This is a genomic window from Kitasatospora sp. NBC_00458, from assembly GCF_036013975.1.
Lineage (GTDB): Bacteria > Actinomycetota > Actinomycetes > Streptomycetales > Streptomycetaceae > Kitasatospora.
In genome coordinates this window covers 129,254-152,489 of sequence record NZ_CP107904.1, presented here as the reverse complement: position 1 = coordinate 152,489, position 23,236 = coordinate 129,254, and the positions used below count along the sequence as shown (strand labels likewise).

Annotated in this window: 18 protein-coding genes; 7 read left to right on the top strand and 11 right to left on the bottom strand. The window is 72.0% G+C overall.

Annotated features, from left to right (window positions below; all coding sequences use genetic code 11):
• Positions 1–29: 29 nt before the first annotated feature.
• From OG550_RS00685 to OG550_RS00665, 5 genes are all read right to left on the bottom strand, one after another.
• Positions 30–368 (bottom strand): AMP-binding enzyme, encoded by a 339-nt coding sequence (locus OG550_RS00685; RefSeq protein WP_327673349.1) that lies wholly within the window; start codon positions 366–368, stop codon positions 30–32.
• 316 nt (positions 369–684) lie between these two features.
• On the bottom strand, positions 685–1,524 hold the full coding sequence (efeU, locus tag OG550_RS00680) for an iron uptake transporter permease EfeU (protein ID WP_327673347.1): 840 nt from the start codon (positions 1,522–1,524) through the stop codon (positions 685–687).
• 40 nt (positions 1,525–1,564) lie between these two features.
• Complete coding sequence (efeB, locus tag OG550_RS00675; protein ID WP_327673346.1) at positions 1,565–2,914, bottom strand: iron uptake transporter deferrochelatase/peroxidase subunit; 1,350 nt, start codon at positions 2,912–2,914, stop codon at positions 1,565–1,567.
• A gap of 114 nt (positions 2,915–3,028) precedes the next feature.
• A complete protein-coding gene (gene efeO, locus OG550_RS00670) occupies positions 3,029–4,171 on the bottom strand; it encodes an iron uptake system protein EfeO (protein WP_327673344.1) in 1,143 nt (380 codons plus the stop codon).
• Between the two features lie 314 nt (positions 4,172–4,485).
• The gene (locus OG550_RS00665; protein ID WP_327673342.1) at positions 4,486–5,979 is read right to left on the bottom strand and encodes an MATE family efflux transporter; all 1,494 of its coding nucleotides are present in this window, start codon (positions 5,977–5,979) and stop codon (positions 4,486–4,488) included.
• Positions 5,980–6,310: 331 nt separating this feature from the next.
• Between OG550_RS00665 and OG550_RS00660 the strand changes: the two genes are divergently transcribed.
• The 4 genes from OG550_RS00660 to OG550_RS00645 are packed head-to-tail and all read left to right on the top strand — an operon-like array spanning position 6,311 to position 11,167.
• Positions 6,311–7,870 carry an ABC transporter substrate-binding protein gene (locus OG550_RS00660; protein ID WP_327673340.1) on the top strand — a complete coding sequence of 520 codons (1,560 nt, stop codon included), beginning with the start codon at positions 6,311–6,313 and terminating at the stop codon, positions 7,868–7,870.
• Entirely contained in the window at positions 7,867–8,862 is a 996-nt protein-coding gene (locus OG550_RS00655; protein ID WP_327673338.1) for an ABC transporter permease, read from the top strand. The genes OG550_RS00660 and OG550_RS00655 overlap by 4 nt, the downstream gene beginning before the upstream one ends.
• Positions 8,859–9,731, top strand: coding sequence for an ABC transporter permease (locus OG550_RS00650; protein ID WP_327673336.1), 873 nt, complete (start codon positions 8,859–8,861; stop codon positions 9,729–9,731). The genes OG550_RS00655 and OG550_RS00650 overlap by 4 nt, the downstream gene beginning before the upstream one ends.
• Positions 9,728–11,167, top strand: coding sequence for an ABC transporter ATP-binding protein (locus OG550_RS00645; RefSeq protein WP_327673334.1), 1,440 nt, complete (start codon positions 9,728–9,730; stop codon positions 11,165–11,167). Before OG550_RS00650 ends, OG550_RS00645 begins: the two co-directional genes overlap by 4 nt.
• A 424-nt stretch (positions 11,168–11,591) precedes the next feature.
• Here the strand turns inward: OG550_RS00645 and OG550_RS00640 are convergent, their stop codons facing one another.
• The 5 genes from OG550_RS00640 to OG550_RS00620 form a co-directional block, all read right to left on the bottom strand.
• Positions 11,592–12,539: a M56 family metallopeptidase gene (locus tag OG550_RS00640; RefSeq protein WP_327673332.1), complete on the bottom strand. Its 948-nt coding sequence runs from the start codon at positions 12,537–12,539 to the stop codon at positions 11,592–11,594.
• Entirely contained in the window at positions 12,536–12,952 is a 417-nt protein-coding gene (locus OG550_RS00635) for a BlaI/MecI/CopY family transcriptional regulator (protein WP_327673331.1), read from the bottom strand. Before OG550_RS00635 ends, OG550_RS00640 begins: the two co-directional genes overlap by 4 nt.
• Before the next feature lie 158 nt (positions 12,953–13,110).
• A complete protein-coding gene (locus OG550_RS00630) occupies positions 13,111–13,782 on the bottom strand; it encodes a phosphatase PAP2 family protein (protein ID WP_327673329.1) in 672 nt (223 codons plus the stop codon).
• Positions 13,779–14,285 carry a phosphatase PAP2 family protein gene (locus tag OG550_RS00625; RefSeq protein WP_327673327.1) on the bottom strand — a complete coding sequence of 169 codons (507 nt, stop codon included), beginning with the start codon at positions 14,283–14,285 and terminating at the stop codon, positions 13,779–13,781. The genes OG550_RS00630 and OG550_RS00625 overlap by 4 nt, the downstream gene beginning before the upstream one ends.
• A gap of 107 nt (positions 14,286–14,392) precedes the next feature.
• Positions 14,393–15,040: a DedA family protein gene (locus tag OG550_RS00620; RefSeq protein ID WP_327673325.1), complete on the bottom strand. Its 648-nt coding sequence runs from the start codon at positions 15,038–15,040 to the stop codon at positions 14,393–14,395.
• A gap of 125 nt (positions 15,041–15,165) precedes the next feature.
• On the opposite strand from OG550_RS00620, the gene OG550_RS00615 reads away from it, so the two are divergent.
• Positions 15,166–15,843, top strand: a complete 678-nt coding sequence (locus OG550_RS00615) for a response regulator transcription factor (protein WP_327673323.1) — start codon at positions 15,166–15,168, stop codon at positions 15,841–15,843.
• A gap of 19 nt (positions 15,844–15,862) precedes the next feature.
• Entirely contained in the window at positions 15,863–17,299 is a 1,437-nt protein-coding gene (locus tag OG550_RS00610) for a sensor histidine kinase (protein ID WP_327673321.1), read from the top strand.
• A 78-nt stretch (positions 17,300–17,377) separates the two neighbouring features.
• Here the strand turns inward: OG550_RS00610 and OG550_RS00605 are convergent, their stop codons facing one another.
• The gene (locus OG550_RS00605; protein ID WP_327673319.1) at positions 17,378–22,081 is read right to left on the bottom strand and encodes a glycosyl hydrolase family 18 protein; all 4,704 of its coding nucleotides are present in this window, start codon (positions 22,079–22,081) and stop codon (positions 17,378–17,380) included.
• 220 nt (positions 22,082–22,301) lie between these two features.
• Between OG550_RS00605 and OG550_RS00600 the strand changes: the two genes are divergently transcribed.
• Positions 22,302–23,234 (top strand): ATP-binding cassette domain-containing protein, encoded by a 933-nt coding sequence (locus OG550_RS00600; RefSeq protein ID WP_327673317.1) that lies wholly within the window; start codon positions 22,302–22,304, stop codon positions 23,232–23,234.
• The last annotated feature ends 2 nt before the right edge of the window (positions 23,235–23,236 follow it).

Below are 23,236 nucleotides of genomic sequence, written 5' to 3'. Positions count from 1 at the left end.
AGTCCCGGCCCCACCGATCCCGGCGCGGCCTACTGCCGGGCGGAGAACCGGGCGACCAGGGACTTCTTGTCGATCTTGCCGATGGCGGTCGGCGGGAGGTCGTCGACGGCCACCGCGCGGTCGGGCGGCTTGAAGGCGGCGACGCCGCGCTCGATGAGGAACGTGCGGATCTCCGGCAGCGTGAGCGCCGCCGTTCCGGGTGCCAGGACGACCGCGGCGCAGATCAGTTGGCCTTCGCTGCCGTCCGGCAGGCCGAGCGCGGCGCAGCGGGCGATCCCCGGGTGGGCGTGCAGGTGGCTCTCGATCTCCTCGGCCGAGACGCTCTCCCCGTTCCGGTCGATGGTGTCCTTGACCCGTCCCTCGACCACCAGGTGCCCCGAGGGCAGCCGGCGGACCAGGTCGCCCGAGGCGTAGTAGCCGTCGGAGGTGAAGGAGTTGGCGTTGACCTCGGGGGCGCGGTAGTAGCCGCGCAGGGTGTACGGCCCGCGGGCGTCAGCCCGCCGCCGGTCCGGGTCGCCCGTGCCATGCGCGGAGCCCCGTCCGGCGTGCTGCCGGTCGGGGCTCCAGGTGGTGCGGTGAGGCCTGAACTCTTCGCTCTGACGGTCGGGTCGACCGCTTCAGACGGGTCGGGTCGGCCGTCTCTGGCGGTGGGGTCTGCGGTCTCCGGCGGTGGGGTCGGCGGTCTCAGGGGGTCGGGGTGGCGGGTTTGGCGGGTTTGGCGGGGTGGTTGCCGAAGAGGCCGTAGAAGGCGGCGAGGGTCGGGGCGAGGTAGGCGGCCCAGACGGTGAGTTGGAGTGTGGTGGGGTCGGGTTGGAAGTTGAAGACGCCCTTGAGGAGGGTGCCGTACCAGCTGTCCTTGGGGATGGTGGTGCTGATGTCGAAGGCCCGGTCGTGCAGGCCGGGCAGCCAGCCGGCTTCCTGGAGGTCGTGGACGCCGTAGGCGAGGACGCCCGCGGCGACGACGACGAGCATGGCGCCGGTCCAGGTGAAGAACCGGGCGAGGTTGATCTTCAGGGCGCCGCGGTAGAACAGCCAGCCCAGCACCATCGCGGTGGCCAGGCCCAGGGCGGCGCCGATGATCGGGTTGTAGCCGTCGTCGGTGGCCTGGACCGCGGACCAGATGAACAGCGCGGTCTCCAGGCCCTCGCGGCCGACCGCGAGGAAGGAGGTGACCACGAGCGCGACCGTGCCCATGGCGACGGCGGCGTCCAGCCTCCCGTGGAGTTCCGTCTTCAGGTGCCGGGCGGTGCGGCGCATCCAGAACACCATCCAGGTGACCAGGCCCACCGCGATGACCGACAGCGTCCCGCCGAGTGCCTCCTGGGCCTCGAAGGTGAGCTGGGTGGAGCCGTACTGCAGCACCGCGCCGAACGCCATCGACAGCGCGACGGCGGCGCCGACGCCGGCCCACACGGGCGGGAGCCGGTCCCGGCGGCCGGTCTTGACCAGGTAGGCGATCAGGATGCAGACGACGAGGCTGGCTTCCAGGCCCTCGCGCAGGCCGATCAGGTAGTTGCCGAACACGGCACCTCCTCAGGGGGGTTCGCGGCAGGGGGTCGGGAGGTCAGCCGAACAGGGCCTGGCCCCACCACTCGCCGGGCTTGCGGATACCCGCCGGGCAGGCGAAGTGCGCCGAACCGACGTGCTGGATGTACTCGTTGAGCGCGTCGGACGCGGCCAGACGCTGCTGGAGCGGGACGAAACCGGTGCGGCTGTCGCGCTGGTAGGCCAGGAAGAACAGGCCCGCGTCCAGGCGGCCCAGGCCGTCGGTGCCGTCGGTGAAGGAGAACCCGCGGCGCAGGATCATCCGCCCGCCGTTGGAGTCCGGGTGGGCCAGGCGCACATGCGCGTCCGCGGGCATCGCGGCGAGGTCCGGGTCGTCGTGCTCCCGGGTCCTGCCGTAGGCCGCGCCCTCGCCCTTGGTACGGCCGAACACGTCCTCCTGCTCCTTCAGCGACGTCCGGTCCCACGTCTCGACGTGCATCCGGATCCGACGCGCGACGAGATAGGAGCCGCCGGTCATCCACTCCGGACCCTCACCCGGCGCCACCCACACGTCCCGCGCCAGCCGGGCGGTGTCGCTACCCGCGATGTTGCGGGTACCGTCCTTGAAACCCATCATGTTGCGCGGCGTCTGGGCGTCGGGCGTCGTCGAGGACGTCTTCCCGAACCCCAGCTGCGACCAGCGGATGTTGACCGTCCCCATCCCGATCCGGGCCAGGTTGCGGATCGCGTGGACCGCGACCTGCGGATCGTCCGCACACGCCTGCACACACAGGTCCCCACCGCTGCGCTGCGGGTCGAGGTTGTCGCCCTTGAACCGGGGCAGGTCGATCAGCGCCTCGGGACGCTTCGCCTTCAGACCGAAACGGTCCGTGCCGTCCTTGTCGAACAGGGTCGGTCCGAAACCGATGGTCAGCGTCAGCCGGGACGCGGGCAGGCCCAAAGCCTCACCGGTGTCGTCGGGCGGCGCCTCGGGCAGACCGCTCGCCGCACCGCTGCCCACCTCACGCCCGCCCGTCATCGCGGCCGCGGCCCTCGTCCACTCCTTCAGCATCCGCGCCAGCGACTCACGCGTCGCGGACGCGGAGACGTCGAACGCCGCGAAGTGCAGACGGTCCTGGACCGGGGTCGCGATCCCCGACTGGTGCTCCCCGTAGAAGGGGACGTCCCCGCCCACCGCGGCGGGCGCACCCGGGGCGGGGTCGTCCTGGCGGGTCGCGGCGGCCACCGAACCGACACCCGCCGCACCCAGCGCGACACCCGCACCCGCCCACCCGATCACCGCACGACGACTGAACCCACCCCCACCAACACCGGCCACATCCGAGGCCACGGCCTGAGCGGCGTCCTGAGCGGTGCCGCTCCCGGCGGCGGCCGAGGCGGTGTCCTGCTGTTCCTGCTCGGCGTCCATCGGCGACGGGCCCTTCTCTGTACTGGAACCGGGTGGTACGGGGTGGTGTGGTCGGCGGCCCGATGGGGCCCGCCGACCACGCCGGTGTAGGCGACGGCCTGCTTCGGGGTCGGTCTACTTCGGGGAGACCGCGGCGGCGAGCTTGGACAGCGGCTCGGCCAGTGCGTTGACCGCGTCGGAGAAGGTCTTGCGCTCGGCTTCGGTGACCTTGTCGTAGGAGGTGTACGAGGCGTCGGCCTGCTTGTACTTGGCCAGCAGGCCCTCCAGCGCGGTGAACTCGGCGTCCAGGGTCTTCGCCAGCTCCGCGTCCTTCTCCGCGGCGACCGGCTTCAGCAGCTCGTACGCCTTCTTCGCGCCCTCGACGTTCGCGGCGAAGTCCGCGAGGTCGGTGTGGCTGTAGCGGTCCTCCTCGCCGGTGACCTTGCCGGTGGCGACCTCGTCGAGGAGCTCCTTGGCGCCGTTGGCCATGCCGGTCGCGGTGATCTCCGCCTCGGGGATCTTCTTCTGCCAGTCCTTCAGGTCCGCGACGAGCTGGTCGGCGAGCTTCTTCTCCTCGTCGCCGATCTTCGCGTCCGCCCACAGCGACTTCTCCAGGCGGTGCCAGCCCGTCCACTCCTGGCCGGGCTCCAGGCCGTCCTCGCGGGTGTCGGTCTTCGGGTCCACGTCGCCGAAGCCCTCCGCCACCGGCTCGGTGCGCTCCCAGCCGGTCCGCGAGGGAGCGAACAGCGACTTGGCCTTCTCCACGTCCCCGCCCCTGACCGCGGCGGCGAACGCCTCGACGGCCGGGATCGTGGCGTCCGCCTGCTCCTGCGCGTACGTGCGGTAGGCACCGACCGCGGCCGTCAGACGCGGGTCGGCCGCCGCCGCGGAACCCTCCCCGCCGGTGACGGTGACCTTCTGGCGGATGCCGTCACCGACCATCCCCGGCTTGCAGGCGATCTCGTACGAACCGGCCTTGATCTCGGCGGTGATGCTCGCCTTCGTCCCCGGGCCGATGTTCTCCCGCTCGGTGACGATCTTGTCGCCCTCGGCGTAGACGTAGACCTCGGTGGTCTTCGAACCCTTGTTGGCGATGTCCAGGACGACGTGACCGGCCGGGAACGTGGTCTTCGAGACCTCGCAGGCGGTGTCGGTGGCGTTGACCTTGACAGCGTCGGAGGAGGCCTTGTCGTCCTTCTTCTGCGAGCAGCCGGCCAACGCGGCGCTCGCCACAGCGAGGGTGAGCAGCATGGCTGCGGTGGAACGACGGGCGGACATGGAATCTCCGGGGATCGGGTGTGGTGTGGCGGGTGGAGGTGCCCGGCGCGACAGGGGCTCCAGGGGCCGAGGCCCGGCACACGTTACTGAGGGTCGCCTAATATGTCTACTTTCGCGTAGTCAGATCGAAGGCGGCCGGTGCTCTCGCTGTCCCGGTGTGACGGGTAACCACGGCTCCGTCGAGGGGCTGAGTCTGCAGGACGGGGAGGAGCTTGGGGGACTTCTCGGCGGAGGCGGGCCGTGATCACCGGCCGTGCCGTGGTCGGCTCGGTCGAGGAGGGGCCAGGGCGGGTGTCAGGGCAGGTCAGGGTGGGTCAGGCCCGGGCGGCGGCGGGTCCGGGCGTGGTGGCGGCCCTGGCGGTGAGGGTCTGGCTGTAGCGGCGGAGCAGGAGCGCGGCGGTGGTGGCGAGGCCGAGGAGGAGGCCGCACCACAGGCCGCGGGTCCCGCCGCCGAGGGGGTGGGCGAGGAGCCAGGCCGCGGGCAGGCCGACGGCCCAGTAGCCGATGAGGGTGATGCGGAAGCCGCTTCCGGTGTCGTCCAGTCCGCGGAGCAGGCCCACGCCGATGTTCTGGGCGCAGTCGAAGAACTGCAGGACGGCGACCACGACGAGCAGGCCGGTCGCGATGTGGAGGCCCTGCTGGTCGGAGGCCGCGTCCGGGTCGAAGTAGGGCCGCAGTACGAGGCCGGGGGCGGCGAGGTAGGCGAGGGCGACGAGGGCGGAGACGGCGGCGCCGCAGGCGAGTGCGGTGTTCTTGATCCGGCGGGCGGCGGCGTGGTCGCCGAGGGCGAGTTCGCGGCTGACGTTGATGGATGCGGCGTGGGACAGGCCGACGGCGACCTGGAAGACGATGTAGACGAGCTGGTTGACGGCCGTGTGCGCGGCGAGCGCGGCCGGGCCGAAGCTGCCGGCGAGCAGGGCGGTGACGGAGAAGAACCCGGCCTCGGAGCCGTAGGTGGCCGCGATCGGGGTGCCGAGCCCGAGTAGTCGGCGGACCGTGGCGGCGTCCGCCTTCCAGAAGGCGAGGTCGAGCAGCGGGGCGAGCTGCGGGTCGCGGCGGGCGCTGGCGTAGAGGGCGAGGAAGGACAGCAGGTGGACGCTGCTGGTCGCGACGCCGATGCCGGTGAGGCCGAGCTCGGGCAGGCCCCAGGTGCCGTGGACGAGGAGCCAGTTGAGGGTGGCGTTGACGGCGACGGAGGCGATGGTGATCCGCAGCAGTGCCTGGGGGCGGCGCATGCCGACGGTGAACTGGCGGATCGCCTGGAACCACAGGCAGGGGATCAGCCCGGGGGCGAGGGCGGCGAGCACGCCCCGGGCGCGGTCGGCGACGGCGGCGTCCTGGCCGAGGAGCGTGGCGGCCTGGCCCGTGAGGACCATCAGGACGGCGCCCGCCAGGCCGGCGAGGGTGGCGACGGCCATGGCGGCGCGTATCAGGTCGCGGACTTCGTGGTCGGTGCCTGTGCCGCCGTCGGTGCCGGAGCCGGTGACCGGTTCCCGGATGGTCCCGGCGTCGGCCCCGGTGTCGGCCCCGCCGTCGGCGCCGGGGTGGGCGGCGGCGCGTTCGGCCCGGGCCGCGGCGGCCGCCACCTGGTTCCCGACGGAGGTGACCAGGCCGACGCCCATGGTGCGGAACTGGTTGAAGATCACCAGGGCGAGGCCGCCGGCGGCGAGGGCCTCGGTGCCCAGGACGCCCATCATCACGGTGTCGGTGGTGGTGAGGGCGACCTGGGCGAGTTGGGTGAGGGCGAGGGGGACGGCGAGCGCGGCGAGGGCGCGGCCGTCGCGGGCCAGGGTGGTGAGCTGCTGCATGGCGGGTGTCAGTTCCTGCGGAGCTTGGCGGGGTCTCGTCGACATGGAGCACCGTGCGGTGGGGCCTGGGTGGCCGGGCATCAGGGACGTCACGGTGATCGGAAAGCCGAGGCGAACCTTACCGGTTGATTGTCTATATTTACGTAGTCAAAGTTTTGGCCGGGGCCGAGGACGGCTCTCGATTCCAACTCCCCTGGTGAGCAGTGGACTTGATGATGGCTTAGGGCTTGCGCGGAGGGTCGGGGCGGCGGGCTTGCGGTTTGCGGAACCCCGCAAACTTAGGGTAGGTAACCCTAAGCAAGTCGAGCACGACCTGAAACGAGGAACGAACGTGGGCGTCACCAGACGACAGCTGCTGTGGGCCGGTACCGGTATCGGTGCGGCCGGTGTTCTTGCTGCCTGCAGCAGCGGCAGTGGCGACTCCAAGGACGCGGCGCCCTCCGGTGCGGCTGCGCAGCAGCCCCGTGTCGGCGGGACGCTGAAGGTCGGCGCGCTCGGCAAGGCGTCCGCGATCACCCGCGATCCGCACGGCACCCAGGCCAATGAGAGCGACTACCTCATCATCAGCCTGCTCTACGACACGCTGGCCGTCCCCGGGGCCACCAGCAACACCGTCTCGCGGCTGGCCGCCTCGTGGAAGCCCTCCGACGACCTGAAGACCTGGCGCTTCACGCTCGCCGACGGTGCGAAGTTCCACGACGGCACGCCGGTCACCGCCGATGACGTGGTCTGGTCCCTGCAGCGCCTGCGGAACACCCCCGCGGGCAAGAGCCGCCTGCCCGGAATCCAGCCCGAAGGCATCACGGCCGAGGACGCGAAGACCGTCGTCCTGGTCTCCGACTACCCGAACGCCGACCTTCCGCTGCTGACGAGGCTGACCACCTTCGTCCTCAAGAAGGGCACCACGGACGACGCGCTCGCCGGTGCGCCCGGCACGGGCCCGTTCAAGCTCGACTGGTACCGGGACGGCAACGCCCGCCTGGTGCGCAACGACGACTGGTACGGCGGCAAGGTGCTGCTCGACGCCGTCGAGGTGCGGCTCTTCGAGAGCCCGCAGGCCATGGCCAACGCCCTGCTCGCCGGCCAGATCGACGTCGCCTCCAACGTCGGCGCGGTCGCCGCCCGGACCGCGGAGACCCACAAGGACGTGCAGATCCTGCGCAGGCCGAACGACATGGCGATGCCGATCGTCATGCGTACCGCCGACGGCCCGTTCGCCGACCCCCGGGTGCGTGAGGCGCTCAAGTCGGCCGTCGACCGGGACGCGATGGTCAAGCAGGTCCTGTCCGGCTACGGCACGGTCGGCAACGACATCCTGGGCACCGGCGACCCCGCACTGGCCAAGGACATCCCCCAGCGCACGCGGGATCTGGCCAAGGCGAAGCAGCTGCTCGCCGACGCCGGCTTCGACACCTCCAAGACCTACGACCTGCTCACCACCGAGGACATCGCCGGCCTCGCCGAGTCCGCGACCCTGTTCGCCACGCAGGTCCGCGAGGCGGGTGTGAAGATCAACGTCGTCAAGCAGGACTCCAAGGTCTTCTGGGACGAGAGTTGGCTCAAGGCCCCGCTGTACACCACCTACTGGGGCACCAACGACTCGGTGGTCTTCTTCGCGTCGAAGACGATGCTCTCCGACTCCGGACAGAACGAGGCCGCCTTCAAGGAGCCGACGTTCGACGAGGCCTACCGCGCGGCCATGGGCACCGCGGACGCCGCCGAGCGGGCCAAGCTGCTGCACCGGCTGCAGGAGATCGAGTTCACGAAGTCCGGCTACCTGCTGTGGGGGATGGCCGACGGCATCGACCTCGCCGGCGCGGCCGTGCGGGACCTGCCCAAGCTGCCGGGCTACGGTCGGGTCCAGCTTGAGAAGACCTGGCTGGCCCGTTGACCACACCCCGCCCGGCCGGGGCGGGCGCACCCCCTGGCGGCCCGGCCCGCATCCTCCCCGGTGCGGGCCGGGCCGCCAGGCTCGCCGCTCGGCGCCTCGGCCTGCTCGTCGCTCTGCTCGCCGCGGTCTTCGCCGCAGTCGAGCTGTTGCCCGGTGACGCCGCCGGAGCCACCGCAGAACGCGGGGAGAGCGCTGCGGGCGTCGCCGCCCGGCGTGCCGCACTCGGGCTCGACCGTCCGCTCGCGCAGCGGTTCTGGGACTGGATGACGGGCCTTCCCGCCGGCGACCTCGGCACCACGGCACGGGGACAGCACGTCACCGACGTCCTCGCCGGGCCCTTTCCCAACACGCTGCTGCTCGGCGTTCTCGCGCTCGCCCTGAGTACGACCGGTGCACTCGCGCTGGGCGGTTGGGCCGTGCTCCGTCCGGGAGGCCGGGTCGACCGGGTCATCGAGGCCGTTGCCACCGTCGCCTTCGCGCTACCGGAGTTCGTCGTGTCCGTAGCGCTCCTCCTGCTCCTCTCCCAGTGGACGGGCTGGCTTCCGGCCGTCACCCTGACCGGGGCGGACGGCGCACCCGAGTCCTGGGACATGCTCGTCCTGCCGCTACTCGCGCTGGCGATCCCCCAGATCGGTTGGAACACCAGGATCGTGCGCGGCGCGCTCGCCGACCAGGCGGGCCTGCCGCACGTCCAGGCCTCCGTCCTCGACGGTCTGCCGCGGCGCCGCATCCTCGTCCACCACATGCTCCCGGGTGCGATGCCCGCCGTCGCGACCGGCATCGCCACCTCCGCAGGGATGCTCCTGGGTGGTGCGGTCGTCGTGGAGACCCTCTTCAACTACCCGGGCGTCGGGGCCGTCCTGGCCGGTGCCATCGCCGACCGGGACACCCCTCTGGTGGCAGGAGTCGTGATGGCCGCCGGCACCGCCGTCAGCCTGCTTCTGCTGCTCGCCGACCTCATCCGCACGATCACCCTGGGAGAGCGCAGATGACGGACGCCACCCGGGCCGGGATTCCCCGGCTGAAGCCTCCGCCGGCGAAGGCGGGCGGGGCCGGGCGCCGGGGGCGCGTGCTGGTCCGTGCGGTTCCCGCTCTCCTGCTCGTCCTCCTGGCGCTCGCCGGTCCGCTGCTCGCCCCGCACGCGATCGACCGACCGGTCACCTTCCCGTACGCGGGCACCGACGGCGACGCCGTCCTGGGCGGTGACCAGCTCGGCCGCGACGTCCTCAGCCGTGTCCTGACCGGCGGCGCGCCGCTGATCGCCACCGCCTCGGCCATCGCCCTGGCGGTCACCGCGATCGCCACGGTCCTCGGGATCCTCGCCGCACTCCGGCCCGCCCTCGGCCGGTGGATCGAACGCGTCGCCGACCTCGCGATCCTCCTGCCGGCGGTTCTCGGCATCATGCTCGTCGCCCTGGCCTGGCCCGGTGGCGGGCGCCTCGCCGTCGGCGCGGCCGCCACCGTCCTGGGCGTGCCGTACGCGGTGCGCCTCGTCGCCGCTGCGGCCGCTCCGATCGCCGGCACCGGTTACGTCGAGGTCGCTGCTGCGGGCGGCGAACGCCTGTGGTACCTGATGGTGCGGGAGGTTCTGCCCAATCTGCGGTCCACGCTGCTCGCCCTGTTCGGGCTGCGCTTCGTCGAGGGGGTGTACGTCGTGTCGGTCGCCGCCTTCCTCCAACTCGGACCTCAGCCTCCCGAGGCCGACTGGGCACTGATGATCCGGGAGAACGCCGCCGGAATCACCCTCAACCCCTGGGCGGTGGCGGCGCCGTGCCTGGCCATCGGCCTGCTCGCGGTAAGCGTCAACCTCGCCGCCGAAGCCCTCGCCCCCGCCAGGCCCACCCCGGAGACCCCGCTGTGAGTACCGCCCACGCCGCCCACGTCGCCGGTCTGTCGATAGCCCTCGGCGACACGCCGCTTCTCGTCGACGCCACGCTCACGCTCGTCCCCGGCCGGATCCACGCCGTCACCGGGCCCTCGGGCGCCGGGAAGACCACGCTCCTGCGGGCCCTCGTCGGAGCCCTGCCCCCGGGTGCGCGCGTCGCGGCCGGAAGCGTCGACGTGCTCGGCCACGACGTCCTCGCCCTGCCGGCCGAGCGGCTGCGTGCACTGCGCCGCCACCGGCTGGCGTTCGTCGGTCAGGATCCGGGATCCGGGCTCAACCCGCGCATGCGCGTCGGCCGTCTCATCGCCGAGACCGCACCCGACATGCGCCGCGCAGGCGTCCCCGACCTGCTGCGAGCGGTCCGGCTGCCCGGCGATGAGCGACTGGAGCGGCGTCGCCCGGCCGGGCTCTCCGGCGGGCAGCAACGGCGCGTCGCGCTCGCCCGAGCGCTCGCGCGGCGCCCGGACATCCTGCTTCTCGACGAGCCCACCGCCGGCCTCGACCCGGCACTGCGCGACGACATCGCAGACCTGTTGCGTGACCTCGCCGTGCGCGAGGGCATCGCCGTCGCCTTCACCAGCCACGACCCCGACTTCGTCGCCCGGTGCGCTGACGACACCCTTGCCCTGAAGCCCGCCTCAGGCGCCGCGGCGGCGCCCACCACGGCCCTGACCGTCGTCGACGGCGGCCTGCCCCGGTCCGCGGACGGCACCGGGCCGGTCCTGGAGGTGGCGGCACTGGGCGCCTCCACCGGAAGCGGGCGTACCCGCCGGGTGGTTCTGGCCGATCTGGACCTGGATCTGCTCCCGGGCACCCTGACCGGAATCGTCGGCCCGTCCGGCTGCGGGAAGACGACCCTGGTCCGCACGCTTGCCGGTCTCCACCCGCGGGACACAGGTACGGCCGTCCTCGGCGGTCTGCCGCTGGCCTCCTCCTACCGGCGGCGCACACGTGACCAGCGACGCCGCATCCAGCTCGTGCCGCAGAACCCGCTGGGCGCCCTCAACCCCGCTCAAACCGTGGGCTCCACCCTGACCCGGCCGTTGAGGCTCCACTTCGGACTGCCCGCCGCCCGGTGTGGGGAGCGCGTCGAAGAGCTGCTCACCGCCGTCGGCCTCCCGGCCGGGTTCGCGACCCGCTACCCTCACGAACTCTCCGGTGGTCAACGCCAACGGGTCTCGGTGGCCCGCGCCTTGGCGGCCGAACCCGACGTCCTGCTCTGTGACGAGGTCACCTCCGCACTCGACGGAGCCACTGCGGCCGGCATCATGGAGCTGTTGGCCGGTCTGCGGACCCGACGAGGCCTCGCCGTCGTTCTCGTCAGCCACGACCTCGTGCTGGTGGCGGACCACGCCGACGGCGTTCTCACGCTCGGTGGTCCCGCCGGGGCGACGCTCGCGAAGCGGCTCTGAACCGGAGACCGCCCGAGGCCGGCCCGGCTCCGGGCGCGATGCGGGTCACCCGCACGGCCGGCGAACCCGTGGCGGGTACGGGCTGATGGATCGACCGGCGGGTGGCGCCAACTTCGGCAGGGAGCACGGGATCTGTTGCCGGGTCGACCTGAGGCGGTTGCAGATCACCCCTGGTCGTCGCGCGCATCGCCCCCGTCATGCCCGTCTGCGCAGGCCCGGGCCGGCCCGTCGGCCGGCCTCCGGACACTGCCCGGATGCCGACCCGGGCTCTCCTCGGCGTCCCGGACGGCGGCTGAACAGACCTTTCGGAGCAGCGAGTCGAGCTGGACCCGCTGCGACTTGGCCAAGGTCGCCAACAGGTGCTCCCGGCTAACCGTGCCCGCGCCTCGATGATTGGTCCACGTCGATGTGGTCACACCGGGTGTCACCGGCCCCTGACACCCTCGGCCATGAACTCCACGTACTCGTGCAGGCCGTAGGCGAGTGCGAGGCCCGACAGCGCCGCCAGCGCCACCACGGCGCCCAGGCCGACGGCTGCGGCCCGCGGCGCACGTCCGCGTGCTCCGGCGTGACCCGGTTCCAGGAGCGCCCGCACGCGCCGGGGCACGGGGCCGGTGCTCACCGACAGCAGGTGCTTGCGGCGGCCGCCTCCCCCCTCGGACGCCGCTGCGGCCAGCGCCGCGCGGGCGATGGCGGAGGCCGCCAGCCTCCGGTCTCCCACGGACGCCGCAGCACGCTCGTCCGCCCACCGCTCCAGGTGGAAGTCCAACGGGTCCCGCAGTCCGCGCAGTGCCGGATGGACGGCCCCGGCCAGCTCCAGGGCCAGCGACAGCAGGTGGTGGCGTCCGGACAGGTGGGCCCTCTCGTGGGCGAGCAGCACGCCTTGCTCGGCGGGGTTCAGCGCACGGAGCATGCCCTCGGTCACGACCACGCGGCCCGCCCGTCCGCGGTGGCCCGGCAGCGCGAACGCCTCCGCCTCCGCGCCCGGAACCACGAGCAGGTCGCCGACGGCCGGAACGCCGCCCGTGAGCTCCCAGGTGCGGGCGATCAGCGAGCGGTGCTCGCGCCACCGACGCACCAGCCGCGCACCCTGCGATGCCAGAATCGCCCCGGCGACACAGGAGACCGGAACCACCGCCGGCCACTCGGACAGCACGCTGGACAGCGGAAGCTGCTCGAAGTGCGCCAGGAACGGCACGTGGAACAGGCCGACCAGCGCCGACACCACTCCACCCGCGAGCAGAAGCGCTGCCGAGGGCAGTGCCAGCGACGCCGCCCTCGGCGAGAGCAGGCGCGCCAGGTGGCGCGCCACCGGTGCCGCGCCCCACGGGACGACCAGGGCCAGGGCGACCACCGCCAGGAACAGGGTCACCTTCCGCCGTCTCCCTCGGGCCGCCGCTCGGGCTCCGGGACGGCGTCGGCCTGGAGCAGGAGACGGCGGAGGACGTCCTCGTCATCGTCGGACAGTGAGGAGACGAACCGCTTCAGGACCAGGTCCCGCTGCGGCCCCTTCTCCAATTCCCGTCGCATTCTTCCGGCAGCGAGGCCCGCGGCGTCCGCCACGGGTGCGTAGGCGAAGGAGCGCCCCGGCCGGCTGCGTTCCAGGGTGCCGTTCTCGTGCATCCGCGCCAGAGTCGTCGCCACCGTCGTTCTGGCCAGCTTCTGCTGCAGGGCCCCCCTGACCTGCTGGGCCGTCAGCGGCTCGCCCGCCACCCACAGCACCGCCAGCACGTCCGCGACCAGTTCCCCGTGCGGGCGCCTGGCGTCCCGACCGTCCTGCACCATTTCTCTCCGTCCTGGCATACCGATGAGCACGCGGTCGTGACGTTGGATCGTCGGACCCTTGGCCTGGTGGCGTGACACCGGGGACGCTCCGGTCGTATGCGCGGGGTATGTCCCGTTCGATTTTACGTGTGCCCTGACGGCAGCCGGGCGGCACCAGCCTACTGCCCGGAATTGGACGCCGTTCGTGAGGCGAAACCGACCACCCGATCGAGGACGACCGTGCCCAAGGCGAGCCATGCCGCAGCCAGAAGCCAGCCGCCGAGCACATCGAGCGGCCAGTGGACACCCAGATAGACGCGGCTGGCGCCGACGGCCAGCGCGAACAGTGCCGCGACCGTCACCGTCGGCCGGAGCAGGTCCGGCCGGGTCCGGGCCACGGCCAGCGTGACCAGACCCGCACAGACCGCCGACGTGAAGGTGTGCCCGGACGGGAACGCGAACCCCGACGCCGCGGCGGCCCGGAGGCCGACCGGCGGGCGGGGCCGCCCGAAGCCGTGCATCAGGCCCTGGCGCACCAGCTGCCCCGCCAGCAGCCACAGCACAGGTGCCAGAAGCACCACTGCGGACCGCCACCGCACGCGCGGCGCGGCGAGGGCACCCGCACACACGAAGCCGGCCGCCAGCATCAGAAGGTAGGGAGCGGCGCCCGTCCCCAGGGACGTCAGCACCACCACCGCCTCCCGTGCCACGGGAGGCCGGTGCCCGGCCGCCCACGAGACGGCCCGCTCCTCGAAGCCGAACGGCACCCATCCCCGCAGCGCGAGGAGCCCTGCGAGCAGGGCGAACGCCGCGGAGGCAAGAGCGGTCCGGACGACACGGTGGCCGCTCACGCCGACAACCACCACTGCAGGCGCCCGTGGCGATGACGGGCGACCACGGCCCCGCCACGACCGGAGAGCAGCCCGAGCCCGTAGCCGGCAGCGGCGCCGACCACGGCACCCGCGGTCACGTCGTGCGGGTAGTGCACACCCACCACCACGCGTGAGACGGCCATGGCCACGGCCAGCAGCACCGCGATCCCGCCGAGACGGCGGTCCACCAGCCACAGGACGGCCGCGCCTGCGAAGACGATGACCGTGTGGTTGCTCGGCAGCGACCAGTCACCGGGCGCAGGGCAGGCTTCCAGCGTCGTACCGACCGGCAGGACCTGGCACGGGCGCGGTTCGCGCACCACGTCCTTCAGGACCGCGGAACCGACGAACGCCGAGGTCACGCAGAGCGGCGCAGCGAGCGCCCTGGCCATCATCACCGCCTCACCCCGCCGGGAGCGCCACCATGCGGCCAGCATCAGGGCGGCGAGCAACCCCAGGCCGTAGGCGGAGAACGAAGCCACCGTGCTGCGCACGACGGTCGGCAGATGCTGCGCCCACTGCTCCGCACGAAGGTACAGGCCTCCGTCCACCCCGCGCCCGTCGAACGCCGGCAACACACCACCCGACGTCACGGCTGCACCCTCCCCCGACGTGCGCGGACCAGCTCCAGCGCGAGGGGGAGCAGGGAGACGGCCACCACGGCGGCGACGATCGGAAGCAGGTAGCGGTCCACGTTCGGCACCGACGAGCCGAGCGCGAAGCCGGCGAGCACCAGGCCGGTCGTCCACACGAGACCGCCGACGACCTGCCAGAGGGTGAAGGTACGGGCGGGGACCCCCAGCGCACCGGCCATCGGGTTGAGGACCGTGCGGACGACGGGCACGAATCGCGCCATGACCACCGCCTTGCCGTGGCCGTACCGGTGCAGGATCGCCTCCGCCCGCCGCACCCCCTCGTGGAGCCTCCTGTCGCGGGAGCGGGCGAGAAGGGCCCGTCCGCCCCGGCGGCCCAGCAGGTAGCCGGTCTGCGCCCCGGCCAGGGCACCCGCAGCGGACGCTGCGAGCACCTGGAGCAGTTCGAGACGGGGGCCGGCATGGGTCCCCGTCGTGCACAGGAGTCCGGCTGTGAACAGCAGGGAGTCCCCGGGCAGGAAGAAGCCGACGAGCAGCCCGGTCTCCGCGAAGAGCACCAGGGCGATGCCCAGCGCGCCGAAGGCCCCCAGCAGTGAACCCGCGTCCAGCGGGTTCACCGCCAGGAGGCCGGAGGAGGTGATCATGACGGTTGTGCCTTTCGTCCGCACCCGGATGACGGGACCAGCTTGTCGGTACCTACCTGAAGGTCGGCTGAAGACCTGAGGACGCCTTCAGCTGCGCGGCGCCGGGACCTGCCACCCTTGGAGGCATGCGCGTACTGGTGGTGGAGGACGAACGTCGGCTGGCTCTCGCCCTGAAGCACGGGTTGGAAGCCGAGGGCTTCACCGTCGACGTCGCTCACGACGGGCTGTCCGGCCTGGCGAAGGCCACCGACCACGCCTACGACGTGGTCGTCCTGGACATCATGCTGCCCGGACTCAACGGCTACCGGGTGTGCTCACGGCTGCGGGCCGGCGGCAGCGACGTCGGCATCCTCATGCTCACCGCCAAGGACGGCGAATGGGACGAGGCGGAGGCGCTCGACACCGGCGCCGACGACTACCTGTCCAAGCCGTTCTCGTTCGTCGTCCTCGTCGCCCGGCTCAAGGCCCTCGCCCGGCGGATCGGCAGCCGGGCTCCCCGCCGCACCGTGCTCGGTGACCTCGTCGTCGACTCGGCCGCCCGTACCTGCACCCGCGCCGGTTCGGCGATCCCGCTCACGCCCCGGGAATTCGCGGTCCTGGACCACCTCGCCCGGCATGCCGGCGAAGCCGTGTCCAAGCGGGAGATCCTCGACCAGGTCTGGGACTGCGGACCCGACGGCGATCCCAACACCGTCGAAGTCCACATCAGCGCCCTACGGCGGAAGATCGACGCCCCCTTCGGACGTGCCGCCGTTCAGACCGTCCGCGGGGCCGGCTACCGACTGGCGGCCGACGGTGGCTGACGAGGACCTGACGGGCCCCGTGCGTCGCCGTGCCGGAGCCGTACTGCGTCGACTCGCCCGCGACCCCCGCGTCGCAGCGCTGGGCGAGCGGCTCGCACTGCATTCGGTCCGCACCCGCACGACGATCGCCGCGTGCGTCGGCGTGACACTCGTCCTGCTGGCCGCCTCGGCCACCGTGCTCCTCCTGCTGCGGGTCAACCTGGAGCGCACCGTGGAGACCGGCGCACGCGAGCAGGCCCAGGCCGTCGCACGCCTCGCCGGCGAGGGCCACCTCCCCCCGCTCCTGCCGCTCGACCACGGCACGGACTTCATCCAGGTGACCGACGCCTCCGGAATCGTGCTGGCCTCCAGCCAGAACCTCGCCGGACGCCCCGCCCTCACACCTACCGACACCGAGGACGGGCACGACTCCTACGACGTCCTCGCACTCGGTGACGAACACCATCAGCGCGTCGCCACCCTCACCGCCCCGACACCCACCGGCCCTGCGACCATCCGTGTCGGAGCCTCGCTCCGGACCGCCGACACCGCCGAGGACCTCACCGCCGCCGCCCTCGCGGCCATGAGCGGAATCCTGCTGCTCACCGTCGGCGTCCTCACCTGGCGCGCCACCGGACGGGCCCTGCGACCGGTCGAAGCCATCCGCACCGAGGTCGCCGAGATCAGCGACCGTGACCTCGCCCGCCGTGTCCCCGTGCCCCGGAGCGACGACGAGATCGCGCAACTGGCCCGCACGATGAACGCCATGCTCGAACGGCTGGAGGCGTCCGGAGCACGCCAGCGCCGCTTCATCGCGGACGCCTCCCACGAGCTGCGCAGCCCCCTCGCCGTACTGCGGACCCAGCTGGAGGTCGCACTCACCCACCCGGATGTCGAGGTCCGCCACGAGCTCGTCTCCGGAGCCCTCCAGGACACCGGGCGACTGCAGGACATCGCCGCCGACCTCCTTCTGCTCGCCCGCCTCGACGCGGGGACCGACCGGCCGAACCAGCCGGTGGACCTCGCCGAGATCGTCATGACGGCTGAGGCGCGGAGCTCCCGTGTCCACCCCGTCGAGCTCGACATCGCCTCGCGGATCAGCGTCGACGGCGATCCCCGGTGGCTCGGCCGGCTCCTGACCAACCTCCTCGACAACGCCCAACGGCACGCCCGGCACAAGGTGACGGTTCGGCTGCGCCAGGACGCCTCGACCGGTGAGGCGGTCCTCGACGTCGTCAACGACGGCCCGCCGATCGCCGTCGCGGACCGGGAGAGGATCTTCGAGCGCTTCACCCGGCTCGATGACGCCCGGAGCCGCGACGAGGGCGGTACCGGCCTCGGCCTCTCCATCGCACGCGACATCGCCGCGATCCACGGCGGGAGCCTCACGGTTCCGGACTCCCCGGAGGGCACGACCTTCCGGACCCGGCTTCCCGCCTCCCCTCCCACAGGTGAGGCCGCCGGGCCCGCCCGCTGACGGTCGTCTTCGAGCCCGGCTCCCCGTCCCCGCCCGGATGCGGCGCCCCCTTCGGCCGGCCGGCGCGGCCGCGGGTGGTCAGCCGGCGTCGCCGATCAGCTTCCAGGGCTCGTGGTCGGCGTCGGCCCCGGTGCCCGGGGCACTGCCCTTCGTCTCCCACTTGGCCTTCCAGACCTTGCCGTCGTACTTGACCGTGGTCTGCTCGATCGGCTGGCCGGCCGGGGAGTAGACCTTGGTCGCGTCCCAGTCCCCGGCACTGCAGCCACCGGCCGGCGGGGTCGCGGTACCGAGTCCCTTGAGGTTGTCGGTCGCCGGCGCGTACGCCGTACCGCCGATCGACAGGCTCGTGTTCACCGGACCGGTGATCGGGAGGAAGTAGATGATCGGCAGGTCGAGCGACTTCCCGGCCGGGATGATCTGGCAGTAGTCCAGCGTCGTGCTGACCCGGTGGAACGTCGTGCCGGGCGCCAGCTTCCACCGGCCGCCCTGGGCGTCCGTCTGCCAGTCGGCGTCCTTGACCAGCGGTGACGTCGAGGCCGGAATGTCGAACGACAGCTTCGTGTCCTTGCCGCCGCCGAGCGTGCGCCCGGTGTGGTTGGTGATCCGGACGGTCGGCTGCAACGGCCACAGGTTCGCCGTGGCGGTCGGGTAGTCGACCATCTCGACGCTCAGGTCGGCGGTCACCGTAGGCGCGGCGGCACTGCTGCCGGTGCGCGGACTGCTGTCGTAGGCACCGATCTCGCCCAGCCTCTCGTTCAGCCGGGTGGTCAGCGTGTACCCCATCCCGCACGGGGTGTCCGGCTGGATGTCCGCCGGGCAGGAGTAGTCGCCGCCGAGCTCCCACATCATCACGCCGCCCGCACCGGTCGACCTGACCAGATCGATGACCGCGTCGACGCCCTGCTCGTCCTCGGTCGACAGGAACACCTTCTTCTCGGCGTTCCACAGCCACGACGTCTTCGTGGTGTCGTCCCAGTACCGGGTGTACCGGCCCGTGCGCCGGTCGGTGATGTCGGTCTCCGGCCTCAGCCCGACACTGCGCGCGTAGACCGGCGTGACGTTCTTCTCCAGGTTCTTGGTGTGCCACAGCGGGTTCGTCCCGGAGCCGAGCTCGCTGCCGTTGCCGGTCTCGTCGTGCCAGATGTTGTCGATGCCGAAGGCGCCGTCACCACACGGCCGCGTGACGCCCGTACCCGGCTCGCAGCCGCTAGGCTTCCGCGACTCGCCCCACAGGCCGTTCGTACCGCCGGTGACGTTCCGCCAGCCGCGCGTGTAGTACGGCACACCGATGTTGACGCGCCCGGCCTGCATCGCGCCGCGCAGGTACGTCATCGCCCAATGGGTGTTGAAGTACCCGATCCCCCCGTACTCCGGAGTGGCGTACTGATCGGCCAGTTCCGGGTCCTTGCCGTCGTCGAACAGCGCCGCGTTCGGACCCACGACGTCGTTCCAGGTGCCGTGGTAGTCGTAGGCCATCAGGTTGGTGAAGTCCTGGTGGTCCAGCGCGGTCTGGTTCGCCATCCCGCGGGCCAGGTAGCCGGAGGCCGACGACGCCGAGGTGAGCAGGTAGTACGTGTCGTCCGCGGCCGAAGCCCGGTTCAGCGAGTCCCGCAGCGTCTTCATCAACGCGGCGTACGTCGTGGGCAGGCCCTTGCGACGCGGGTTCGACACCGCCCAGTCGGTCGGATTGCCGGTGTCCTCCAGGACCGTGGGGTACTCGAAGTCGATGTCGACACCGTCGAACCCGTAGGTCCGCAGGAAGTCCACGACCGAGCCGGCGAACGTGTCGATCCCGCCCTGGTTGACCGAGCCGTCGGCGTTGGTGGTCATCGTGTAGAAGCCGCCGGAACCGGCCCAGCCGCCGACCGAGATCAGCGTCTTCACCCGCGGGTGCAGGCGCTTGTACTTCGTCAGCAGGTTGAAGTGCCCCTTGTAGGGCAGCGCGGGGTCCATCTCGGCGCCGACCTCGCCGGGCCACTCCGTCCGGGTGGCGTTCGCGTCGACCTGGATCCGGTTCCCCTCCACCGAGGCGAACGCGTAGTTGAGGTGGGTCACCTTCGACCAGGGGACGTTCTTCACCAGGTAGTGCGGCGTGCCGTCGGCGCCCGTGCGGCCACCGTTGAAGTAGCCCACGACCCGGCGGCCCCGGCCCTGACCGAGCCATTCCCGGCCGTCGCCCTGGTAGACCCTGCAGTACGGCGTGGCCACGCCCGGCGTGGCCGCCAGACCGTCCGGCCGGCAGTCGCCGGACGCGTCCGGCCGCGGACCGCCGTCGTCGCCACCGGGGTGCGGCTCCATCGGGTCTCCGGCACCGCCGTTGACGCCGAGGTCACCGGCACCGCCCTCGCTGCGGCTTCCGTCGCCGTAGCTCGGCACCAGCCAGCCCTCGACGTCACCGGCACCGCTCGCCGCGGCCGCCTTGCCGGCGGTCCTCGCCGTCGTACCGGAGCGGGTCATGGCGAAGTCCTCGATCCCGTCGCCGTTCAGGTCGGCGAAGGTCCCGAAGGTGCCCTGGAACGGATCGTCGGCGCGGATCACGCCCAGCGACTTCCAGCCGGTGGTGACGCCCCACGGGGCGCCGGTGTTCCGCCAGGCCCGGACCTCACCGGTGGTGTACTCGACCCGGACCGTGTCGGCCCTGCCGTCACCGGTGATGTCGGCGAAGGCGACCTGCGCGCCGCGCGACTCGCCCGGAGTGGCGAAGCCCTCGACCTTGTCCCAGCCGCCCGGAGTCGGCATTCCCCTGCCCTTGTTCTGCCAGGCGGTCGGGAAGCTCATCCGGTCCAGCGTGATCAGGTCGTCGCGGCCGTCCCCGTCGAGGTCGGTGAAGTACAGCTCCGGCTCGTAGGTGAGGTTGTTCGCGACGATCGTCGCGGTGTCCCAGCGGATCTCGTCGCCACTGCCGGTGTTCCGCGACATCCGCATCGCGGGGATGCCGGTCGGCGAGTCGGCCGACGGCAGGATCCGGATGTAGTCGTCCCTGCCGTCACCGTCCAGGTCGGCGAAGTAGACCAGTGCCGGGTTGTTCCCGCGGTCGGCCGGGGTGATGTCGCCCAGCGGGACCGCGGCCTTGCGCGGGTCGTCGTTGCGCCAGCCGGTGACCTTGCCGTCCGTGCCGACCACCGCGTAGTCGGCCCTGCCGTCGCCGTTCAGGTCGGGGAACCCGATCTTCGAGCCGGTCGCGGCGGTGTCCCGGATCTTGCCGATCGGCTCCCAGACGTACGAGCGGCCGCTGATCATGCGCTGCAGGACCGCGATCCGGACGCCCTCGGCGAAGGCGTCCGCGATCGTCCGGTAGCCGGCGTCGGTCGGGTAGACCTCGTTGGTGATGTCCTGCGGGGTGACCGAGCCCAGCTCGACCAGCACCAGTCGCGCGCCGCCCTCGATCCTGGCGTAGGCCATCGTGCGGAGCGCGCTGTTGTAGGCGTCGATCCGGGCCTGGTACGTCGGGTTCGTCGACGGCGGCAGGGTCCCGAGCAGGACCGTGGTCGTCGGCGAGGCCCGGTGGATCGCGTCCAGGAAGCTCTGCATCCTCCCGGCCGTCGCCGTGCCGTCGGCGCCGCCGGCCAGGTCGGCCGTGCCCGCGACCAGGGTCATCAGGTTCGGCCGCAGCGTCTGCAGCGCGGGGACCGACTCGGCCTTGATGTCGTCGATGCCCTTGCCGTCGAACCCCATGTGGTCGGGGTCGCCGCGCTTGCCGTTCTTCAGCTCGCCGACGAAGTCCGTGCGCTTGAAGATGAGGCCGGCCGCCGTGCCACCGACCACCGCAACGGTGGTCAGGCCCTTCAGGATGCTGTTCAGGTAGTCCCGGAAGCCACCGTCGTCGGTGCTGTGCACACCGGCCGTGATCCCGTCGCCGGTCGGCATCACCCGCAGCTCGTCGATCGACGGGCTGGCACCGGGCGACGGGCTGGTTCCGGCCGCGTTGAGCAGGCCGGACTGGACCGGCCGGTGGTCGGAGTTGCCCTCGGGCCGGACCGTGACCGTCAGCGCGTGGTCGAAGTGGGTGGTGACGAAGTAGTCCAGCTCACCGCCGTTCTGGTGGGTCGCCTGCCCCGAGCCGTGGATCCGCATGGTCGGCGGGAAGCTCGTCCGGTCGGCGAGGACCTGCGGGTCGACGTTGAAGTCGCCACCGATCGTCGCGTGGTAGGTGACGCCACGCTGGTTCCCGAGGGTTTCGAGCCGGTCGTCGATGGCGTCCAGCATCGTCCCGGAGTCACCGCCGCCGCCGGACAGGCCGTGCACGGTGAAGTACCACTCGTCGCCGAACCGCGCACCGAGCGCGTTCCGGCCGGCGTCGACCGGGTTGCCGACGACGATCAGCTCGTCGGGCGCCTCGGTCAGGACGAGCGCGTTGTTGACCCGGCCGCCGATCCGGCGCGGGTTGGTCGCGTCGTCCGCGGACTGCAGGAAGTAGACCTCACGGGTCGGGACGGCACTGCGGTAGCCGCTGTCGACGGTCCAGGTCCGGTGCAGCACGGTGAACTGGTGCGTGCCGCCCTGGCTGTCGACCGTGGTGAAGGTCTGGTCGGGCTGTGCGACGCTGTTCCGAGGCGGGTGCGGGCCGACCTCCTGAAGCATCAGGATCGGCACCTGCAAGGCCAGCCGCTGGACCGTGTTGGTCCACTTGCTGCCGTCCTGTGCCTCGTTGCCGGCCCCCTGCATGTTCCAGGTGACCAAGGGCGTGGTGTCCGCGGGGAAGTCGGTGGCGGCGGCCGGCACGACGAGTGACGCCGCCAGCCCGGCCATCACCACCGCTGCGGAGATCAATCGGCGGAACAAGAGTTCCTCCCGTTTCTCACACCCAACAGATCGTCACCGAATCGTTGGAGGATGGTTGGGTTGCCGACTATAGGCCCCGATCGTCCATGATGCGCCGTCAACAGGCCGATGGGGCGGCGGCGGAGTCCCAACCGGGCATGCACCCCCGGCGGCCGACTCCGAAGCCGAGCCCGGCAGACTGATCCGGATTCAGGACTTGGCGGCACAACCGAGGAAACGAATGATCACGACAACGGAACTGACGAAACGTTATGGCGGTTCGCTTGCACTCGACAGACTTTCGGTCGAGGTGAAGCCCGGCCGGGTGACCGGCTTTCTGGGGCCCAACGGAGCGGGAAAGTCGACCACGCTGCGGCTGGTCCTCGGCCTCGACACACCCACCGCCGGATCGGCGCTCATCGGCGGTCGTCCCTACCGCACGCTGCGCCGCCCACTCCACCAGGTCGGCGCACTGCTCGATGCCGGCGCTGTCCCCGGGGCCCTGAGCGGCTATCACCACCTGGCCGCGCTCGCCCGCAGCAACGGCATCGGCCGCTCGCGCGTGCACGCGGTCCTCGACGAGGTCGGACTGTCGTCGGCCGCCCGTAGGCGGACGACCGGCTACTCCCTGGGCATGAAGCAGCGCCTCGGCATCGCCGCCGCCCTGCTCGGCGATCCGCCCGTGCTCATCTTCGACGAACCCGTCAACGGCCTCGATCCGGAGGGCATCCGCTGGATCAGGATGCTGTTCCGCCGGCTCGCCGCCGAGGGGCGAACCGTTCTCGTCTCCAGCCACGTGATGAGCGAGATGGAGAACACCGCCGACCATCTGATCGTCATCGGCCGGGGACGCCTGATCGCCGACACGGGGGTGGCGGACTTCATCAGGCAGAGCTCCACCGGAGGCTCCGTCACCGTCCGGACGCCGCAGGGCAAGGACCTGGAGGAGGCCCTCACCGCGGCCGGTGCCCGCACCCGTGTCCTCGTGGACGGCGCGATCGAGGTGCTCGGACTTCCCGCCCCCCGGATCGGGGACCTGGCCCTCGCCCACAGGATCGCGATCCACGAACTCACCCCGCGCTCGGCCAGTTTGGAGGAGGCCTTCATGGACCTCGCCTCGGCCGAGGCCGAACACACCGCTCGCTCGGCCGCCGGCACAGAACAGGACGACTGAGA